We start from the raw sequence: 16705 nt of genomic DNA, 5'->3' as shown, positions 1-16705 counted from the left end.
GGCAAGATGTCCGTCAAGCGTCGCAATCCGCAACCACTTTCCGAACCACGCCTGGAAGAATTGGCGCTGGCCTATGTCGCGCGTTTCGCCACGACGCAAGGGAAGCTGCGCGATTATCTGCAACGCAAATTGCGCGAACGGGGCTGGGACGGGGAAGAGGCTCCCGATCTGGAGCGGCTGGTCGGGCGCTATGTCGAACTCGGTTACGTGGACGACGCAGGCTGGGCGCGGATGAAGGCGGGCAGCTTGCTGCGGCGCGGCTACGGCGCGCGGCGGGTAGGCGAGGCGCTGGGCCATGCCGGGCTGGACGAGGCCCTGCGGGAGGACGTCCGTCCCGACGAGGCCGCCGAGCGCCAGGCGGCGCTGGTGCTGGCGCGGCGGCGGCGGTTCGGGCCGTTTAGCGTTCAGGAGCCGGATAGGCCGCTGCGGGAAAAGCATATGGGCGCGATGCTGCGGGCCGGGCACCGGCTCGACGTGGCGCGCGCGATCATCGATGCCGGGACTCCGGAAGATGCCGAGGCGTGGGTGTCCGAGGCTGGAGACGAGTGAAGCGATGCGGTTGAACCGGATTGTTGCCCTTTGCCTGATGGCGCCCGTGCTGCTCTTGCCTGCGGCCTGCTCGAAAGGCGGGGCGGAAACGGAAAGTGCGGCGGCGGAAGCGAAATCCGTCCACCCCGAATCGGGATTGGCGGTGGTGCCGCTCACCGTCGTATCGGGCGGCAAGTCGCATGTCTTTCGGGTCGAAGTGGCGGCGAGCGAGGCGGAGCAGGCCAAGGGATTGATGTTCCGCACCATGATGGGCGCGGACGAGGGCATGATCTTCCCCGAAAAGACGCCGCGCAAGGCTGCGTTCTGGATGAGGAACACGGTGATCCCGCTCGATCTGCTGTTCATCGGTCCGGACCACCGCGTTCTCAACATCGCCGCCGATGCCGTGCCTTATGACGAGACGCCGCTGCCCTCGGCAGGGCCAGTGATCGCCGTGTTGGAGCTGAATGCCGGGCGCGCGGCTGAACTCGGTATCGCGCCCGGCGACAGGGTGGACTGGTAGGCGAAGTCAGCTGCCGGTCTTGGCAAGCTGATCGATCATCGCCTGCACCGATTGCGTCTGCGGGCCGTAGCGGGTGGCGAAAGCCCCGGTGTAGCCCCACCAATCCCAGCAGCCCATCGGATTGCCGGAGAGCGTGCTTTTCTCGACTTGTGGATAGAGCACGACGATCCGGTTGGTATCGGCCCAGGCATTGTAGCCGAGCTGCCCGTAGACGGCGTCGCCGGTATAGGCCGCGGCCTGCTCGCAGCCGTGGAACACCACATGGATGCGGCAATTGGCCCCGGCGCTGCTGCACGGCTTGGGGACGTAGACGTAACCCGTCGTGGCCATGGCGCTCAGCGGTGAGAGGTAGGGGGACTGCGCGAAGGCCTGCGGTGCGCTCGACAGTCTGGTGGCAGGCGGCGTGATGGTGCCGCCCAGGACCTTGGTGAGAATCGCGCCGGGCTGGTCGTAGCGGGGTTGGCCGCCAACGGTTCCGTCGGCGCCGCAGTGATTGACGTATGGCCCGCCGAGATAGGCGCAAGTCGACTTGGCCGTCAGCGAGAGGAAGGCGTGTTCCGCCGGGAAGCTCGCGAGGTACTGGAGGTTCTGCGCAGGCACTCCGACGCCCTTGTAGAAGTCGCGCAGGGCATCGAGTGCGCCTTGCCCCACGACCGTGTCGGAGGCGCCGCGGAACAGATAGACGCGCTGCCCCTTCACATTGGAGAGTGGATCGATGAGGCCGCTCATCTCGTTGATCTGCGCGGCGAGCCTCGCCCCCGAGCCGGAAGGCGAGCCGGTCATGCAGGTCTGGACCACGGCCAGCCCCATTAATCCGCACCCGTAAGGCCCGCCCGCAACGATGCCGACGCCGCTGACAGTGGCGGAATGGATCACCGAGAACTGCGCCGCCATGAACCCGCCCGAGGACAGGCCGGAAACGGTGACGTGATTCGCGTCCACGCCGAGGGCGGGCAATTTCGCGAGCCGGGCGGATTGAGCGCTGGAAGAAGGTGCGGCGATTGAAAAAGCCAAAGGAGCCAGCGCGGCCAATGCAAGTCGCGCGAATGTCTGTTTACGCATGCGAAGCCCTCCCCAGGGTCGTTGCCAAACCAAGCGCCTTCGAGCCTCTCTCCCGCATGGCAGCGTGATGCGGGCGGGAGGGCATGTCCAGCATGCAATCGATTTGCAGGTGGGGGCAGATATAGCCGAAGCGGAGGAGATGGTCCCCGGATGATCGGGTTCCGTCGTCTTCGTTGTCGTTTTCGTTCGGGAACATGCTTGGCATCGGCGGTGAACAGCGCTAACGCGCGGCTCATGGGAATCCTGTCCAAGATCTTCACCTGGTGGGACGGCGCCACCATCGGCACCTCGCTCTGGAGCTCGCGTAACGGCGAGCACGTCGGCACCGACGCGCAGGGCAACAAGTACTATCGCTCGAAGTCCGCCAAAGTGCGCACGACCGAGGGATGGGAACGTCGCTGGGTGATCTATGCCGGCGCCAACGACGCCAGCAACGTGCCTTCCGAATGGCATGGGTGGCTGCACCACTCCTACGACGGCGTGCCGGAAAGCCATCTGGCGCCCGCGCGCATCTGGGAAGTGGACTACACCCCCAATGCCACTGGCACGGCCACGGCCTATCGTCCGCAGGGCGCTCTGGAACGTGGCGGCAAGCGCGCTGCGGCTACGGGCGATTACGAAGCCTGGTCGCCGGAAGCCTGAGAGCTTCCGTGACGCGATTTTCCGCCTTCGCGCCGATTCTCGTCCTGCTGCCGCTCCTCTCCGGATGCGGCAAGGGCGAACCGGCGCCTGAGGCGCAGGATACCAGCGTTCCCGATGCGATCGCCGGGATGCAGGCAGGGCCTGCCCAGGCCGCCAAGGGCCAGCAGATCGGCACGCCCAACAAGGACCGCGTGGTCACACTGGGCGTCCTCAACAAGCGCAACAACCTGACCCAGGACCTGGTGATGAAGCCGGGCGAGGCGCGCCGCATCGGCAACCTCGTGGTCAAGGTCGCCACTTGCGAGAAGTCGCTCCCCTGGGAGCAGCCGCAGGAAGAGGGCGCTTTCGTTCAGGCTTTCGTCGAGGAACGTCGCAGCGCCAACGAGAAGCTGGCCTGGCGCAAGGTCTTCTCTGGCTGGCTGTTCAAGAATTCGCCCGCGCTCAACGCGGTCGAGCACCCGGTCTATGACGTCTGGGTCAAGAGCTGCGCGATGACTTTCCCGGGCGAGGAAGCATCGGCTTCCGGCAATGCGGCAAAAAGCCCGGCGAAGGCCGCCGGCAAGCCGAGCGCAGCGCCTTCCGAAGCCGCTTCCGCCGCTCCGGCTTCGCCGAGTCCGGCCCCGGCCACCGAAGTTCCCGCCACCGATTGAGCCTCGCGCAGCAGCGTGAGATAGCGCTTCTGCGGCATTTCCACCGCGCCCAGCGAGGCGAGGTGCGGGGTCATGAACTGGCAGTCGAGCAGCGTCGCCCCTGCGCGCCTCAGCGCGGCGACGAGATAGGCCAGCGCCACTTTCGACGAATCGGTGCGGCGCGAGAACATGCTTTCGCCGCAGAACACCCGATCGAAACCGACGCCATAGAGGCCGCCCACCAGTTCGCGGCGACCGTCGCCGGAATCCTGCCAGACTTCGATCGAATGGGCATGACCCAGCGCATGCAACTGCTCGTAGCTCGCCTGAATGCGGTGGCTGATCCAGCTTCCGCTGTCGTCGTCGCTGTCGGGCTTCACCTGGCGCGGCGCCGCGCAGGCTTCCATGACCTCGGAGAAGGCGGCGTTGCAGGTGACGGAGAATCGCCCCCGGCGCAGCGTCCGTGCCAGCGAATGCGAGAGGTGAAAGCCGTCCAGCGGGAGAATCGCCCGCAGGCGCGGCTCGATCCAGAAGATTTCGGGATCGTCGCGGCTGTCCGCCATCGGGAAAATTCCGGTGCGATAGGCCAGCATCAACAGGTCGGGTTCGATCATGGTCGGGGTGGCGGGGGCGTGCATGATCCTGGCAGCGGTATCCTGAAAGGGGCTTGTGGCCGGAAGGAAATGCTTCGCTCCGGCTCCGGGCGGTCCATGGAAAGCCATGGGATTTGCCGTATAATCTGGGGTTTCGCGCGGACAAAATGCAAGCCTGTGAATTATCTTGCGTCACCGCGCCGTAACCCTCTTGTAATCCTCGCCGTCTCCTTCTAGAGGCCTCCTCGCCCGCAGGAGTGTAGCTCAGTTGGTAGAGCATCGGTCTCCAAAACCGAGGGCCCACGGTTCGAGTCCGTGCACTCCTGCCAGCATTTCCTGAAACGCCCGCTACCGAATTCGTCGGAAGCGGGCGTTTCGCGTTTCGTGCTGCAATTGCGATAAACGGAGAAGCGCGATACCGTGCATCCCTTGTCATTCGCGGCACTCCGATTAGAGAGCCGCGTTTGGCGAATCGGGCATCCGCGTCGACCCTGGTCGGCAGCCCGGACCAAAATCGTTCGGGGGCTTTCTCGAGAAAGATACAGGCGCTGATGCACGGAACCGCGCAACCGCAAGCGGAACAGATCGGACTGAACAACGGTGGATGGCGCGGCCTGTGGCAGCGTCTCGCCCAGCTGCTGGGGCAGGACAAGGCGCTCGTGCTGGGCGTGGTGCTGTCGGCGGTGGCTGCCTTGCCCGCGCTCGTCGCCTGGGCGCCGCAGATGACGGACTATCCCTCGCATCTGGCCGGCTACAAGGTCGCGCTGGATCACGGGGCCGATCCCTATCTGACGCGCTACTTCGTGTTCAACTGGGAATGGACCGGCAATCTCGGCGTAGAGCTGCTGATGGTGCCGATGGCGCCGATCTTCGGGCTGGAGCAGGCGGGCCGGATCATCGTCGCGATGATTCCCTTCCTCACCGGCCTGTCGATCGTGGCGGCCTGCCGTTCGCTCGGCCGCAAGCTGAGCGTCGGGCCGATTCTCGCCTTCGCGATGATCTGGTCGCCCTCGCTGCTGATGGGCTTCCTCAACTATGCGCTGTCGATCGCGCTGGGGCTGTTCACGTTCGCGCTCTGGGTGAAGCTGGAGGGCAAGCCGTGGCGCTGGGCGGTGATGGTGCCGATCAGCTTCGTGGTCTGGCTCTGCCACGTCTCGGGCTGGGGCGTGATGGGCGTGATGCTGTTCGGCTATGAATGGGCTCGCCGCCGCAGCTGGCTGGACTGGCGCCCCTTCGTGAAGCCCTGGCCGCTGATCTTCCCGCTGCTGCCGATGCTGATCGGCATGGGTGCGAATTCGAAGGTGTCCTACGGGCGTTACGTGCTCGAATACAAGTGGGGCATCCTTTACAAGGCGATGCGCAGCTTCGACTTCTATTTCGATATCATCAGCCTCGATCTGGTGCTGCTGGTGCTCGGCTGGGCCTTGCTGCGCAAGCGGATCGACGGGCGCTTCGGCTGGGCTGCGCTGATCCTGCTGGTGCTGACCCTGATCGTGCCGCGCCAGATCTTCGGCGGCGACTATGCCGACTACCGCCTCAGCACCACCGCATTGATGGTCGCCTGCCTTGCGATCGACCTGCCGATCCGGCGCTGGATGGTCGTGGCGGCGGCGGCGCTGTTCGTCTCGCGCACCGCGGTGACGACGGTCGTGTGGTACGAGGACGCGCAGACCGCGCGCCAGCTCATTGCCGCGCTCGATCAGGTGCCGGAAGGCGCCCGCGTCGCCACCGCCGTGGCGATCCCGCGCATCCAGTGGCGCTTCGGGCCGTTCGAGCACTTCGGCTCCTATGCCGTGGTGCGCCGCAGCGCGATGGAGAATTCCAACTTCGCGCTGCCCGACGTGCACATGCTGTCGATGCGCGATCTGTCGTACCGCTTTGCCGATCCCAGCCAGCGTATCCTCTATTCGCCGCGCCAGCATATCGATCTGCGCAAGTTCGGCCCGGCCCGCCATGCCGAGTATCTCTGGTACATCGGTCGGATAAAGCCGGTGGCGCTGCCGGACGGTGCACGGATTCTCTATTCCAGCGAGAATTCTTTCCTCGCCCGCCTCGCCGATCCTTCGGCTCCGGGGACGTAAAGCATCTTCGGCAGACCTTGCAAAACGGGCAGGGCGGGGTTAAGTCGGCGGTTCCTTCCGACATGAGGATCGCATCTGCCCCTCCCGGCCTCGGCCGGGGCGGCGATGGCCCCTAGCCGGAAGAGATGCAATTTTTCTGCTCAGGCAGCAGGCAAGAGACGCGAGAACGACAGTCATGGCCAAGACCAGTCCCGGCGAATTCATCCGCCAGGTACGCACGGAAACCTCCAAGATCTACTGGCCCTCGCGCCAGGAGACGGTGACGACGGCGATCTTCGTCGGAATCATGACGGTTTTTCTCGCGGTGTTCTTCCTGGGTATCGATGCGCTGTTCGGCTGGGTCGTCAGCTCGATCCTGTCGCTGCTGTGATCGCCTGAACTAGCTTAAAGAGAGAATCATGGCCCGCTGGTACATCATCCACGCCTATTCCGGTTTCGAGAACAAGGTGAAGGAATCCATCCTCTCGGAAGCCGAGCGTATGGGGCTTTCGCAGCTTGTCGAGGACGTTCAGGTTCCGCACGAGACCATCACCGAGGTCAAGCGCGGCAAGAAGGTCCAGACCGAACGCAAGACCATGCCCGGTTACGTGCTCGCCAAGCTGGCGATGAACGACGACGTCTACCACCTCGTCAAGAACACCCCGAAAGTCACTGGCTTCCTGGGTTCGAGCGGCAAGCCGCAGGCGATCAGCGAGAGCGAAGCCGCGCGTTACTTCGGTGCTGCCGAAGCCGCCGCCGCCGCACCGCGCAAGACCGTCAACATCGATTACGAGATCGGCGATTCGGTGAAGGTCCTCGACGGTCCCTTCGCCAGCTTCAACGGCCTCGTCGAGGAACTCGACTTCGACAAGAACAAGGTCAAGGTCGCGGTTTCGATCTTCGGCCGCGCGACGCCGGTCGAACTCGACTTCGAGCACGTCGAACTCAGCAAGTGATCGAAAGGCCGGGCAATCGCCCGGCCTTTTTCGTTATGCGGGGGCGGTTCGGTTGGGCCGTCCTTTTGTGAGTCCGCGCGATGCGCAGATCACTCGTCCTCGTCGCTCCCAGCAGCGTTCTGATCCCAAGCCATCCTCGTCATCCCCGCGAAGGCGGGGATCCCGCTTCTTCTCCTCCTTCCGCCAGAACGCGAGCTTGCAAAGGCAGCGGGGCGTTCGCGGGGGCGACGGAGATTTGTAGGTGAGGCGGTGATTTGCAGGTGAGGCTGGATTTCTGGCCAAAACTGGGTGCTGGTCAGGCTAAAACCGGCGCGTAGATCGTGAAGCGCACGCGGGCGCGTTCGACGAAGCCCAGCCTTCCGTAGAGCGCCAGCGCCGTCGCATTGTCGGCATAGCTGTGAAGCAGGGGGCAGCGGCCTTCCGCAAGGATCGCTGCGGCCGCGCGGCGCGAAAGCAGGGCGGCATAGCCCTTGCCGCGGCCTTCGGGATGGGTGCAGACACCGCTCACTTCGACATGGCTCGCCGTGCGCACGCGCTGGCCGGCCATGGCCAAAAGCCGCCCGTTCTCGCGAATCCCCCAGAACTGCCCGAGATCGCCGGTGCGCTCGGCGAAGGGGCCCGGCTCGGTAAGCAGTGCGAGTTCCAGCATCTCCGGGTAGTCGCTCTCGCCCAGCGGAACGATGCGCGGATCGTCAAGGGCGCGTTCGATCTCCGACAGGGGCTCCGCATTGCCGTCGAAGACCATCTGCACGCCTTGGCCCCCGCGCAGGATCTGCGTGCCGGGGATGGGAAGGTCCTCGGTAACGTCGGTGAGCCCAAGCGCGGCCGTGCCGGTCGTCCGCACCAACTGCGCAAAGGCGGCGAGGCTCTCCGGCGAGAGGTCGCGCAGGCCTGCGAGCGGGCCGATCACGGGATCGAAGCGCTTGGCGTGCTCGCCGCCGATGGAGAAGGCGGCCTGCTCTCCGGAGAGCGCCGTCCAGAAGAGATTGTCGAGTGGATTGTCCGTCATGTCGTTCCTGCATATGGCGGCGATGAACCGCCGCGAGAAGAGACGAATCCGGCTCTTTCCTTTTGGACGGATATGGTTTAGGGGCGCGCCCTTCGGAGCGGCCTCGTGCCCCCCGATTCCCTGCGGGAGGATGCCCCGGCGTCCGTAAGACCGCTAAACATGAGCATCTGCCCGGCAGGTGTGAAAGTGTGAAAGGAGTGGCCACATGGCCAAGAAGATCGAAGGTTACATCAAGCTGCAGGTCAAGGCCGGCAGCGCCACGCCGTCCCCGCCGATCGGCCCTGCGCTGGGTCAGCGCGGCGTGAACATCATGGAGTTCTGCAAGGCTTTCAACGCCGCCACGCAGGAGCTCGAAAAGGGCATGCCGATCCCGACCATCATCACGGTCTATGCGGATCGCAGCTTCACGTTCGTCACCAAGACGCCCCCGGCGACCTTCCTCATCAAGAAGGCCGTGAACCTGAAGTCGGGCTCGAAGGAGCCGGGCAAGATCAGCGCCGGTACCGTCAAGCGCTCGCAGCTTGCCGAGATCGCCCAGGTCAAGATGGCCGACCTCAATGCCAACGACATTGATGCCGCCACCAAGATCATCGAAGGTTCGGCCCGCGCGATGGGCCTCGAAGTGGTGGAGGGCTGATTCCATGGCCAAGGTGACCAAGAAGCAGAAGTCGCTGACCGCGAAGCTCGGCGACAACATGAAGCTTTACCCCGTCGCTGACGCGCTGCAGACCCTGCGCGACGTCAAGACCACCAAGTTCGACGAAACCGTCGAAGTCGCGATGAACCTGGGCGTCGACCCGCGTCACGCCGACCAGATGGTTCGCGGCATGGTTTCGCTTCCCGCCGGTACCGGCAAGACCGTTCGCGTCGCCGTGTTCGCCAAGGGCGACAAGGCTGCCGAAGCTCTAGCCGCCGGTGCGGACAAGGTTGGCGCCGAAGACCTCATGGAAGACATGCAGGCCGGCAACCTCGACTACGACCGCGTCATTGCCACCCCGGACATGATGGGCGTCGTCGGCCGTCTCGGTAAGCTGCTGGGTCCGAAGGGCCTGATGCCGAACCCGAAGCTCGGCACCGTGACCCCGAACGTCACGCAGGCCGTGAAGGACGCCAAGGGCGGCCAGATCGAGTTCCGCGTCGAAAAGCAGGGCATCATCCACGCCGGTATCGGCAAGATGTCGTTCTCGGACGCCGACCTGCTGACCAACTTCAGCGCATTCGTCGATGCGATCGTCAAGGCCAAGCCCTCGGGCTCGAAGGGCAAGTACGTTCGCAAGATTTCGCTGTCGTCGTCGATGGGCCCGGGCCTCAAGATCGACACGACCGAAATCGCTGGCGCCTGATTTGGCGCACGGTCCTTCGGGATCGGCGAAACGGATAGAAGGGCCGGGGGGAAACCTCCGGCCCTTTTTTCATGCCTGTTTCAGGGCGCCAGATTGGCCGCGGTGTAGCATTCCACCAGATGGGCCAGCGGACGGTCGTCGGGCAGGAAGAGCATCGCCCGGTGGGTCGAGATCGTCCCGGCCGGGCAGTTCGCCGCCGGGCCTGCGATCACGGCGAGGGGTTTGCGGCGAAAGCGAAGCGCGGCGACGGCTTTGCCGAACGGCACGTCGCTCGATCGCAGCACCTGGTTCATCTCCGGCGTCAGGCGCTCGGGGACGTACCAGTTCCACGCTTCCGACAGCACGCGGGCGCCGCAACTCAGGCGGACATGGCGCAATATGGCGGTTTCGTCTTCGGTCAGCTGCAGCGTCGCGGCAATATCGGCGGGAGCGGGCAGGTCTTCGCCCTCGACCAGTTGTGCCGTCACCCTAGCGGGCTGCGCGAAGCCGCGCATGGCGCACCACGCCTCCAGTGCGAGGGTGGCGCTGTCGTGGTCGCTCAGGACCTGCTCGAAGGCTTCGAGGCTCGGTGCGGCGGGAACGGGGGCAGGCACGGAAGAGGCCATCAGGGCAAGCGCGGCGGCGATTTCAGATGCCACCGGGCACTGCCGTACGGCCCATGGCTTCCAGCCCCTGTATCAGCGCGCGGGTGCAGGCGGCGAGATCCTCGGCGCTGACCGAGCGGATCACGAAATTGGCGCCGGTCCGGCCCTCGCCCCAGAAAGGATAGGAGCCGATCTGGCAGGTCTCGTGGGTCTTTTCGGTCTGGCGGAGCAGTTCGGCGACCTCGCTTTCGCCGACCCAGCAGCCGATCGTCTCCGACAGCAGCGGCGCGCCGCCCTCCAACTGGCCAGAAAGCGCATCGAGCATCCCTGCGGTAATGCTGGGAACGCCTGCCATGATGAAGACGTTTTCGAAGCGGATGCCCGGCGCGCCGGTGTAGCGGTTGGGAATGAGGCTGGCGCCCTCAGGCGTGCGGGCCATGCGCAGGCGGGCTTCGGTGAGGCCGCCGCGCGTCTCGTAATAGGTTTCGAGAATGGCGCGCGCTTCCGGGTGGACGATGACGGGCACGCCCAGCGCCTCGGCGATCGCATCCACGGTGATGTCATCGTGGGTCGGGCCGATGCCGCCGGTGGTGAAGAGATAGTCGTTGCGGGCGCGAAGGGTATTCACCGCCTCGACGATGGCGGCGGTGTCGTCGGCGACCACGCGCACTTCCTTCAGACGGATGGCCTGCACCTGAAGCCAGGTCGCCACTTGCGCGATGTTCTTGTCGTGCGTGCGACCGGAGAGGATTTCGTCACCGATGACGACGAGGGCGGCGGTGTAGATTCGCGACGATTCGGCCATGCAGCATGGCTAGGACAAAGCCGCGCCGACTGCCAGCCATGGCGGCTATCACCCGGAAAACGGGCAAAAAAAAGGACCGATCCGAGGATCAGTCCTATGAAAAGTTTTGGGAGAGGATGCCTGAAAGGCAGGGTTCTTATGAACTCGGACACGTTTTGCTGCAAATGCGAAAAAATGGGCCTATGTTGCATGGTGTGCAACTATTCGCGTCATCCGCTATTTCCCGGGGCTTTGGCAGCGCCTGCAAGTTGCTGTAACTGCATGTAGCACCTTCGGTGCGCCGAGCGCGCGATTGTACGCCACGCCTGCGATGGCCGGGAGCGGGTAAGGGGGAGGTGAGGAGGCGATGGCCTGGCTGCTTCACAGGATCAGCGGGCGATGCGCAAAAAAAAGGCCGGTCCGAAGACCAGCCCTTGGAAAGTTTTTGGGAGAGGATGCCTGAAAGGCCCGCTCCATATGCCCTTGGTACCGATTCGCTGCAAATGCGAAAAAATTGGGCAATGTTGCAAGACGTGCAACTATCACCCAATCCGCATTCAGATTTCGGTCACCGCGCCGTAGAGGTCGTGCTCGTCGGCATCCTCGATAAGAACGTCAACGATATCACCGACTTGCAGGTCCTTCCCGGCCCCGCGCAGGAAGACGTTACCGTCGATCTCGGGGGCATCCGCCTGCGAGCGACCAGTTGCACCGATGTCGCCATCCTCGTCCGGCTCACCCACTTCGTCGATGATGACGGGCAGGATGCGGCCGACCTTGGCCTGGAGCTTGGCGGCGCTGATCGCGGCGGTCTTCTCCATGATGCGGGCGTAGCGCTCTTCCTTGACCTCTTCCGGCACCGCGTTCGGCAGGTCGTTGGCGCTGGCGCCCTCGACTGGCTCGAAGCGGAAGGCACCGACGCGGTCGAGCTGGGCTTCGTCCAGCCAGTCGAGCAGATACTGGAAGTCCGCCTCGGTCTCGCCGGGGAAGCCGACCACGAAGCTGGAACGGATGGCGATATCCGGGCAGATCTCGCGCCACTTGCGCAGGCGGTCGAGCACCTTGGCCTCGTTGGCCGGGCGCTTCATCGACTTGAGCACCGAAGGCGCCGCATGCTGGAAGGGAATGTCGAGGTAAGGCGTGATCAGCCCTTCCGCCATCAGCGGGATCACCGCGTCGACGTGCGGGTAGGGATAGACGTAGTGCAGGCGCACCCAAGGCTTGCGGCCCTGCGAATCGCTGAGCTGGCCCAGTTCGCGGGCGAGATCGGTCATGTGGGTGCGGACCTCGCGGTCCTTCCACATGCGCGTTTCATGGCGCACGTCGACGCCATAGGCCGAGGTGTCCTGGCTGATGACCAGCAGTTCGCGGGTACCAGCCTGCACCAGCTTTTCCGCCTCGCGCAGCACCGCGTCGATACGGCGGCTCGCCAGCTTGCCGCGCAGGCTGGGGATGATGCAGAAAGAGCAAGCGTGGTTGCAGCCTTCCGAGATCTTCAGATAGCCGTAGTGGCGCGGGGTCAGCTTCACGCCCGCTTCGTCGTAGGCCTGTGGAATCAGGTCGACGTAAGGCGAAATCTCGGGCGGAGCGGCCTCATGCACGGCCTCGACCACGGCTTCGTACTGGTGTGCGCCGGTGACGGCGAGCACGTCCGGGAAGCGGGCGCGGATCACGTCGGCCTCGTTGCCCATGCAGCCGGTGACGATCACGCGGCCGTTTTCGGCGATGGCTTCACCGATTGCGGAGAGGCTCTCTTCCTTCGCGGAATCGAGGAATCCGCAGGTGTTGACGAGCACGACATCGGCCCCGGCATAGTCGGGACTCATCGTGTAGCCGTCGGCGCGCAGGCGGGTGAGGATGCGTTCGGAGTCGACAAGCGCCTTGGGGCAGCCGAGGCTGACCATGCCGACCTTGGGCGGAGAGGGGATTTCGATAGCCATAGGAATGGCGCGCCCGATACTCCGATTGTGGCCCGGAGTCACGAATTGAATGGAATCCGGGCGAGTCGAGCCGATACGATTGCCTGGGGCCGGGTAGCGGAATATCACCTAGGCCATGGAAATCACGATTACCAAGGGTTTGAAGGAAGACCATATCGCGATCCGCCGGGCTTGCGGAGAATGCATCGAAACCATTTTCGCCAAGAAAGGCCCGGTGCCTCACGACGCGGTTCATTTCTTTGTCGAGCAGGGCCTGGGATTCGCGCGCGGGTTCTGGGGGCTGGTCGCCGAAGGGCGCCATCCGGAAGAACTGATTGAAATGGCCAAGGCAGGTGGCCACGCCAGTGCTTCGCGAGCCGTGGTGCCCGATGAGGGTATCGTCGAACTGCTCCAGGCCGAGCGACTGGTCGAGTGTTTCGAGGCGGACCTGTGGTCGGGCGGCGGCGATGACGAGGCCCTGCTCGCCATGGCCCGCACCGCTTGCGAGAGTTCCTTCGTGCCGTTACCGGCATCCTTGGAAGCGCCGGGAGAACAGGATGCGCTGGGACGGGTGCGCGATGCCATCGCCGTGTTCGCCTGTGCGTGGATCGACGGCGAGGAAGGTTTTTCGGCGCGGCTCGATTGGCCGGAAGCGGCCTGACGAACGAAAGGGAATTGCAATGGGTCCGGTGAACTGGTTGGCCGTGGTTCTGGCAGCGGCGCTCGCCGTCGTGCTGGGGGTGATCTGGAACGGGCAGCCGTTTCAGGACGGACGCAGCCTTTCGCCCCGCAAGTCCGAGCGGGCGGGCAATTACGGCCTCGTTTGCTTCGTGTTCCTGATCAGTTCGGTGATGCTCGGCCACAATTTCGCGCGGATCGGCGCCGAGACTCTGGCGGCCAAGCCCTGGCTCTATTTCATGCAGACCGGCGGCGTCGCCATCGCCTTCGTGCTCCCGGCGATCTGGCTGACCCATGTGCGCTACCGCGCCGAGCCGATGCGCCGGGCGATGGACTGCCTGTTCTGGCTGGTCGCCTATCTGGCGATGGGTCTGGTGTTCTGGCTGCTAGGCTGATTCGTCGCCTGCGAGAGGCCGGTCGGTGGAAGCCGTAGGCAGGATTTCGACGACCACGTCTCCGGCCTTGAGCGCTTTGGCATCGTCTTCCCAGAAGCCGATGGTGCGTGTCCCCCGGTAGATGCGCAGGCCCTTGCCGCCGCTGACGAGGGTGTCGAGCGATCCGCCGATCTCGGAGGGATCGACGGCACGTTCCACCAGCTGGACCCGGCCCGCCGCCGAGGCGAGGTCGGAGAAATAGTCGGCGACATGCTGCCCTTCCGCCGATCCGGCGAGCAGGAGGCCGGTGAAGCGGACCGGGTTGATGACATTGTTGGCTCCGGCCTGACGGGCGAGCAATTCGTTGTCGTCGGCGCGGATGACGACGGTGATCGGCGCCTTCGGGGCGAGATGGCGGGCGGTCAGCACGATCAGCACCGAAGTATCGTCCCGCCCGGCTGAAACCAGGATAGACCTTGCCGTGCCGACGCGGACGGCGTTCTGCACTTCGTCTCGGGTGGCGTCGCCCTGGAGCACGTTGCAGCCCATCTTCTCGGCCTGGGCGAGGCGCGCCTGCGCGGGGTCCACCACGACGATGCAGGCGGGATCGGTGCCGCGCTCGATCAGTTCCCTCGCCGCTTCCGAACCGCTGACGCCGAAGCCGAGCACGACGATGTGGTCCTCCAGCCTCTCCTGGATTCGCTTCATGCGCCATGTCTCCCAGCTGCGCTTGATGATGAAATTGTAGGCGGTGCCGACGAAGATGGTGATGACCGCGAGCCGGATCGGCGTGACCAGCACCGCCTCGATCAGCCGCGCGCGGTCGCTGACCGGGGCGATGTCGCCGAAGCCGGTGGTCGTGATCGAGATCATCGTGAAGTAGACGACGTCGAGGAAGCTGACCTGCCCGTCGTGGACGTCGTTGAGGCCCGCGCGGTCGCTCCAGTGGACCATGATGACGATGAAGATCAGCAGGAAGGCGCCGCCGAGCCGCAGGACCACGTCGGCCCAGACCGGTAGGGCCAGCGTGCGCCGAAGCGGTTTGATCGCGTTGGGTCGCAGCAGGTTGCGGACGGGGTGCCGTTTCGACATGCCCCGCCAGCTTAGGGAGCCTTGGGGAGGTCGTCCAGCGGATCGACGGGCTTGCCGTCTCGCCGCACTTCGAAGTGGAGTTCGTTGCCTTTGGCGAGGCCGGTGTGGCCGACTAGGCCGATCCGTTCCCCGGCCGCCACTTTCGCGCCGTCCTTGACGGTCACGCGGCTGAGGAAGGCATAGGCGGTGAACCATCCGTCGCCGTGGTCGAGAACGACGAGGTTGCCGAACTGCTCCTTCTCCATCCCGGCGAAGCGTACGGTTCCGGCGGCGGCGGCGCGGACCATCGTGCCTTCGGGCGCCTTGATGTCGATGCCGTCGTGGTTGTTCGTGCCGCTCGCGAAGCCGCGGCGGACGGGGCCGTTCACCGGCCAGGCGAAGCGCTTCGACCGGGCCGCCGGGGGAGGCGGCGCGTCGACCGGCGTGGCGGGAGTGGGAGCGGCGCTCGTCGCGGGCGGGTCGAGCAGGGTCGGGATCAGCAGGGCCTGACCCGGCTTGACCGGCGCACCGGCGTCGAGGCCGTTGGCGAGCGCGATCTGCTCCCACGGCACGGCGTATTTGTAGGAGATCGAGAAGCCGGTATCGCCCGCCTTCACCGTATGGCGGCGGGTGCGGGGGATGTGCAGCTTCTGGCCGAGGCGCACGTTGTAGGGGGCCTGCAAGCCGTTGGCCTCGGCGATCAGCACGCGCGGGACTTTGGCGGCCAGCGCGATGCTGCCGAGAGTCTCGCCGGGCTGGACGACGTGGACGCTCTCTTGTTCTGGCGATCCGGCGGCGGCGATGGCGGCCTTGGCGGTCGAGTTCGCAGCGGCGGCGGCCTTTCGCGCCGGGGCGGCGGGATCGGACTGCTTTGCCGGAACTTTCGCGGGAGTCTTTGCCGGTGCCGCCTTGGCGCGGGGAATCGTCAGCTTCTGGCCGAGCCTGACGACATAAGGCGCTTTCAGCCCGTTCGCCTTGGCCAGCGCCTCGGCGGTCACGCCTGCGCGGTTGGCGATGCCGTTCAGCGTCTCGCCCGCCGCGACGACGTGTACGGTTTCCTGCTTCGGCGCGGCGGCGACAACAGGAGCAAGCGGCAGCGCGAGCGCCGCCAGCAGCAGGGCAGTCTTGCGCATCATGCCTCGAAGCGGCTCGCCATCTCGGCCAGCGAGGCGTCGTGGGTGAGGTCAAGCTGGAGCGGCGTCACCGAGATATAGCCCTCGGCGATGGCTTCCAGATCGGTTCTGTGGCCGGGGGTCTGCTCGATGCCGTGGAGGCCGAACCAGTAGTAGGGGAACCCGCGCGGGTCCATGCCTTCGACCACCGAACCGCGCGCATAGTCATGGAAGCCCTGACGGACGACGCGGATGCCCTTTACATCGGCACCGGCCACCGGCGGGAAGTTGACGTTGACCAGCGTGCGCGGCGCGAAAGGCGCGTCGAGCAGGGGCCTGAGGACCTTGGCGCCCCATTCCTCGGCAGCCGAGAAGCTGACGTTGTTGCCATGGCCTTCGCCGGCATAGACCTGGCTCAGCGCGATCGAGCGGATGCCCGCCAGCGCGCCTTCCATCGCGGCGGAGACGGTGCCGGAATAAGTCACGTCGTCGCCGAGATTGGCGCCGCGATTGACGCCGGAGAGGATCAGGTCGGGCGGTCCGGGCATGGCCTTCTTGATGCCGAGCGTCACCGAATCGGTGGGAGTGCCCGTCACCGAGAAGCGCTTGGGCGCGTGTTCGCGCATCCGCACCGGGCGGCCGAGGGTCAGCGAGTGGCCCGCGCCCGACTGTTCCTCGCTCGGCGCGCAGATCCAGATGTCGTCCGAAAGCTGGGCGGCGATCTTTTCGAGGACATAGAGGCCGGGGGCGTTGATGCCGTCGTCGTTGGTGAGCAGGATACGCATGATGTCTCTCTAACTTGGCCGGGCGTTGGCCCATTCATCCTTCGACAAGCTCA

At 65.2% G+C, this 16705-nt stretch carries 19 protein-coding genes, 1 tRNA gene and 1 pseudogene; 12 read left to right on the top strand and 9 right to left on the bottom strand.

Going from position 1 to position 16705, the window contains the following annotated elements:
* Nucleotides 1-6: 6 nt before the first annotated feature.
* Both ACZ1II_RS18965 and ACZ1II_RS18960 read left to right on the top strand, forming a co-directional pair.
* A complete protein-coding gene (locus ACZ1II_RS18965; RefSeq protein WP_465145139.1) occupies nt 7-549 on the top strand; it encodes a regulatory protein RecX in 543 nt (180 codons plus the stop codon).
* A 37-nt stretch (nt 550-586) separates the two neighbouring features.
* Nucleotides 587-1051: a DUF192 domain-containing protein gene (locus ACZ1II_RS18960; RefSeq protein WP_465147337.1), complete on the top strand. Its 465-nt coding sequence runs from the start codon at nt 587-589 to the stop codon at nt 1049-1051.
* Nucleotides 1052-1057: 6 nt separating this feature from the next.
* Here the strand turns inward: ACZ1II_RS18960 and ACZ1II_RS18955 are convergent, their stop codons facing one another.
* A complete protein-coding gene (locus ACZ1II_RS18955) occupies nt 1058-2113 on the bottom strand; it encodes an extracellular catalytic domain type 2 short-chain-length polyhydroxyalkanoate depolymerase (protein ID WP_465145138.1) in 1056 nt (351 codons plus the stop codon).
* Between the two features lie 234 nt (nt 2114-2347).
* On the opposite strand from ACZ1II_RS18955, the gene ACZ1II_RS18950 reads away from it, so the two are divergent.
* Nucleotides 2348-2755: an NADH:ubiquinone oxidoreductase subunit NDUFA12 gene (locus ACZ1II_RS18950; protein WP_147215739.1), complete on the top strand. Its 408-nt coding sequence runs from the start codon at nt 2348-2350 to the stop codon at nt 2753-2755.
* 128 nt (nt 2756-2883) lie between these two features.
* Nucleotides 2884-3183: pseudogene (locus ACZ1II_RS18945) on the top strand (DUF2155 domain-containing protein); the annotation flags it as partial.
* 35 nt (nt 3184-3218) lie between these two features.
* Here the strand turns inward: ACZ1II_RS18945 and aat are convergent.
* Nucleotides 3219-4022 (bottom strand): leucyl/phenylalanyl-tRNA--protein transferase, encoded by an 804-nt coding sequence (aat, locus tag ACZ1II_RS18940; RefSeq protein WP_465145137.1) that lies wholly within the window; start codon nt 4020-4022, stop codon nt 3219-3221.
* A 208-nt stretch (nt 4023-4230) separates the two neighbouring features.
* Between aat and ACZ1II_RS18935 the strand changes: the two genes are divergently transcribed.
* The 4 genes from ACZ1II_RS18935 to nusG all read left to right on the top strand — a co-directional run bounded on the left by ACZ1II_RS18935 (nt 4231) and on the right by nusG (nt 6993).
* Nucleotides 4231-4306, top strand: a tRNA-Trp gene (locus ACZ1II_RS18935).
* A 222-nt stretch (nt 4307-4528) separates the two neighbouring features.
* A complete protein-coding gene (locus tag ACZ1II_RS18930) occupies nt 4529-6058 on the top strand; it encodes a hypothetical protein (RefSeq protein WP_465145136.1) in 1530 nt (509 codons plus the stop codon).
* Between the two features lie 175 nt (nt 6059-6233).
* Nucleotides 6234-6428 carry a preprotein translocase subunit SecE gene (secE, locus tag ACZ1II_RS18925; RefSeq protein ID WP_086493495.1) on the top strand — a complete coding sequence of 65 codons (195 nt, stop codon included), beginning with the start codon at nt 6234-6236 and terminating at the stop codon, nt 6426-6428.
* A gap of 28 nt (nt 6429-6456) precedes the next feature.
* Nucleotides 6457-6993, top strand: a complete 537-nt coding sequence (gene nusG / locus ACZ1II_RS18920) for a transcription termination/antitermination protein NusG (protein WP_147215735.1) — start codon at nt 6457-6459, stop codon at nt 6991-6993.
* A 295-nt stretch (nt 6994-7288) separates the two neighbouring features.
* Here nusG and ACZ1II_RS18915 read toward each other — a convergent pair whose 3' ends face one another.
* Nucleotides 7289-8002 (bottom strand): GNAT family N-acetyltransferase, encoded by a 714-nt coding sequence (locus ACZ1II_RS18915; protein WP_465145135.1) that lies wholly within the window; start codon nt 8000-8002, stop codon nt 7289-7291.
* A 205-nt stretch (nt 8003-8207) separates the two neighbouring features.
* Here ACZ1II_RS18915 and rplK point away from each other — a divergent pair, with 205 nt between their 5' ends.
* Together rplK and rplA are read left to right on the top strand one after the other, a co-directional pair.
* The gene (gene rplK / locus ACZ1II_RS18910; RefSeq protein WP_021232774.1) at nt 8208-8639 is read left to right on the top strand and encodes a 50S ribosomal protein L11; all 432 of its coding nucleotides are present in this window, start codon (nt 8208-8210) and stop codon (nt 8637-8639) included.
* A 4-nt stretch (nt 8640-8643) separates the two neighbouring features.
* Nucleotides 8644-9345: a 50S ribosomal protein L1 gene (rplA, locus tag ACZ1II_RS18905; RefSeq protein ID WP_465145134.1), complete on the top strand. Its 702-nt coding sequence runs from the start codon at nt 8644-8646 to the stop codon at nt 9343-9345.
* An 80-nt stretch (nt 9346-9425) separates the two neighbouring features.
* Here the strand turns inward: rplA and ACZ1II_RS18900 are convergent, their stop codons facing one another.
* The 3 genes from ACZ1II_RS18900 to rimO form a co-directional block, all read right to left on the bottom strand.
* Nucleotides 9426-9983, bottom strand: coding sequence for a hypothetical protein (locus ACZ1II_RS18900; RefSeq protein WP_465145133.1), 558 nt, complete (start codon nt 9981-9983; stop codon nt 9426-9428).
* Complete coding sequence (locus ACZ1II_RS18895) at nt 9973-10734, bottom strand: competence/damage-inducible protein A (protein ID WP_465145132.1); 762 nt, start codon at nt 10732-10734, stop codon at nt 9973-9975. Before ACZ1II_RS18895 ends, ACZ1II_RS18900 begins: the two co-directional genes overlap by 11 nt.
* A gap of 536 nt (nt 10735-11270) precedes the next feature.
* The gene (rimO, locus tag ACZ1II_RS18890) at nt 11271-12653 is read right to left on the bottom strand and encodes a 30S ribosomal protein S12 methylthiotransferase RimO (protein WP_465145131.1); all 1383 of its coding nucleotides are present in this window, start codon (nt 12651-12653) and stop codon (nt 11271-11273) included.
* A 115-nt stretch (nt 12654-12768) separates the two neighbouring features.
* Here rimO and ACZ1II_RS18885 point away from each other — a divergent pair, with 115 nt between their 5' ends.
* Together ACZ1II_RS18885 and ACZ1II_RS18880 are read left to right on the top strand one after the other, a co-directional pair.
* Complete coding sequence (locus tag ACZ1II_RS18885; protein ID WP_465145130.1) at nt 12769-13293, top strand: hypothetical protein; 525 nt, start codon at nt 12769-12771, stop codon at nt 13291-13293.
* Between the two features lie 19 nt (nt 13294-13312).
* The gene (locus tag ACZ1II_RS18880) at nt 13313-13705 is read left to right on the top strand and encodes a DUF1761 domain-containing protein (protein ID WP_465145129.1); all 393 of its coding nucleotides are present in this window, start codon (nt 13313-13315) and stop codon (nt 13703-13705) included.
* Here ACZ1II_RS18880 and ACZ1II_RS18875 read toward each other — a convergent pair.
* The 3 genes from ACZ1II_RS18875 to surE are packed head-to-tail and all read right to left on the bottom strand — an operon-like array spanning nt 13697 to nt 16652.
* On the bottom strand, nt 13697-14776 hold the full coding sequence (locus ACZ1II_RS18875) for a potassium channel family protein (RefSeq protein WP_465145128.1): 1080 nt from the start codon (nt 14774-14776) through the stop codon (nt 13697-13699). The genes ACZ1II_RS18880 and ACZ1II_RS18875 overlap by 9 nt on opposite strands.
* 11 nt (nt 14777-14787) lie before the next feature.
* On the bottom strand, nt 14788-15891 hold the full coding sequence (locus tag ACZ1II_RS18870; protein ID WP_465145127.1) for a LysM peptidoglycan-binding domain-containing protein: 1104 nt from the start codon (nt 15889-15891) through the stop codon (nt 14788-14790).
* Nucleotides 15888-16652, bottom strand: coding sequence for a 5'/3'-nucleotidase SurE (gene surE, locus ACZ1II_RS18865; RefSeq protein WP_465145126.1), 765 nt, complete (start codon nt 16650-16652; stop codon nt 15888-15890). The genes ACZ1II_RS18870 and surE overlap by 4 nt, the downstream gene beginning before the upstream one ends.
* Nucleotides 16653-16705 lie beyond the last annotated feature (53 nt).

It is taken from the genome of Novosphingobium sp. BL-S-20, assembly GCF_055521635.1.
This window is presented reverse-complemented; position numbering and strand designations above follow the sequence as displayed.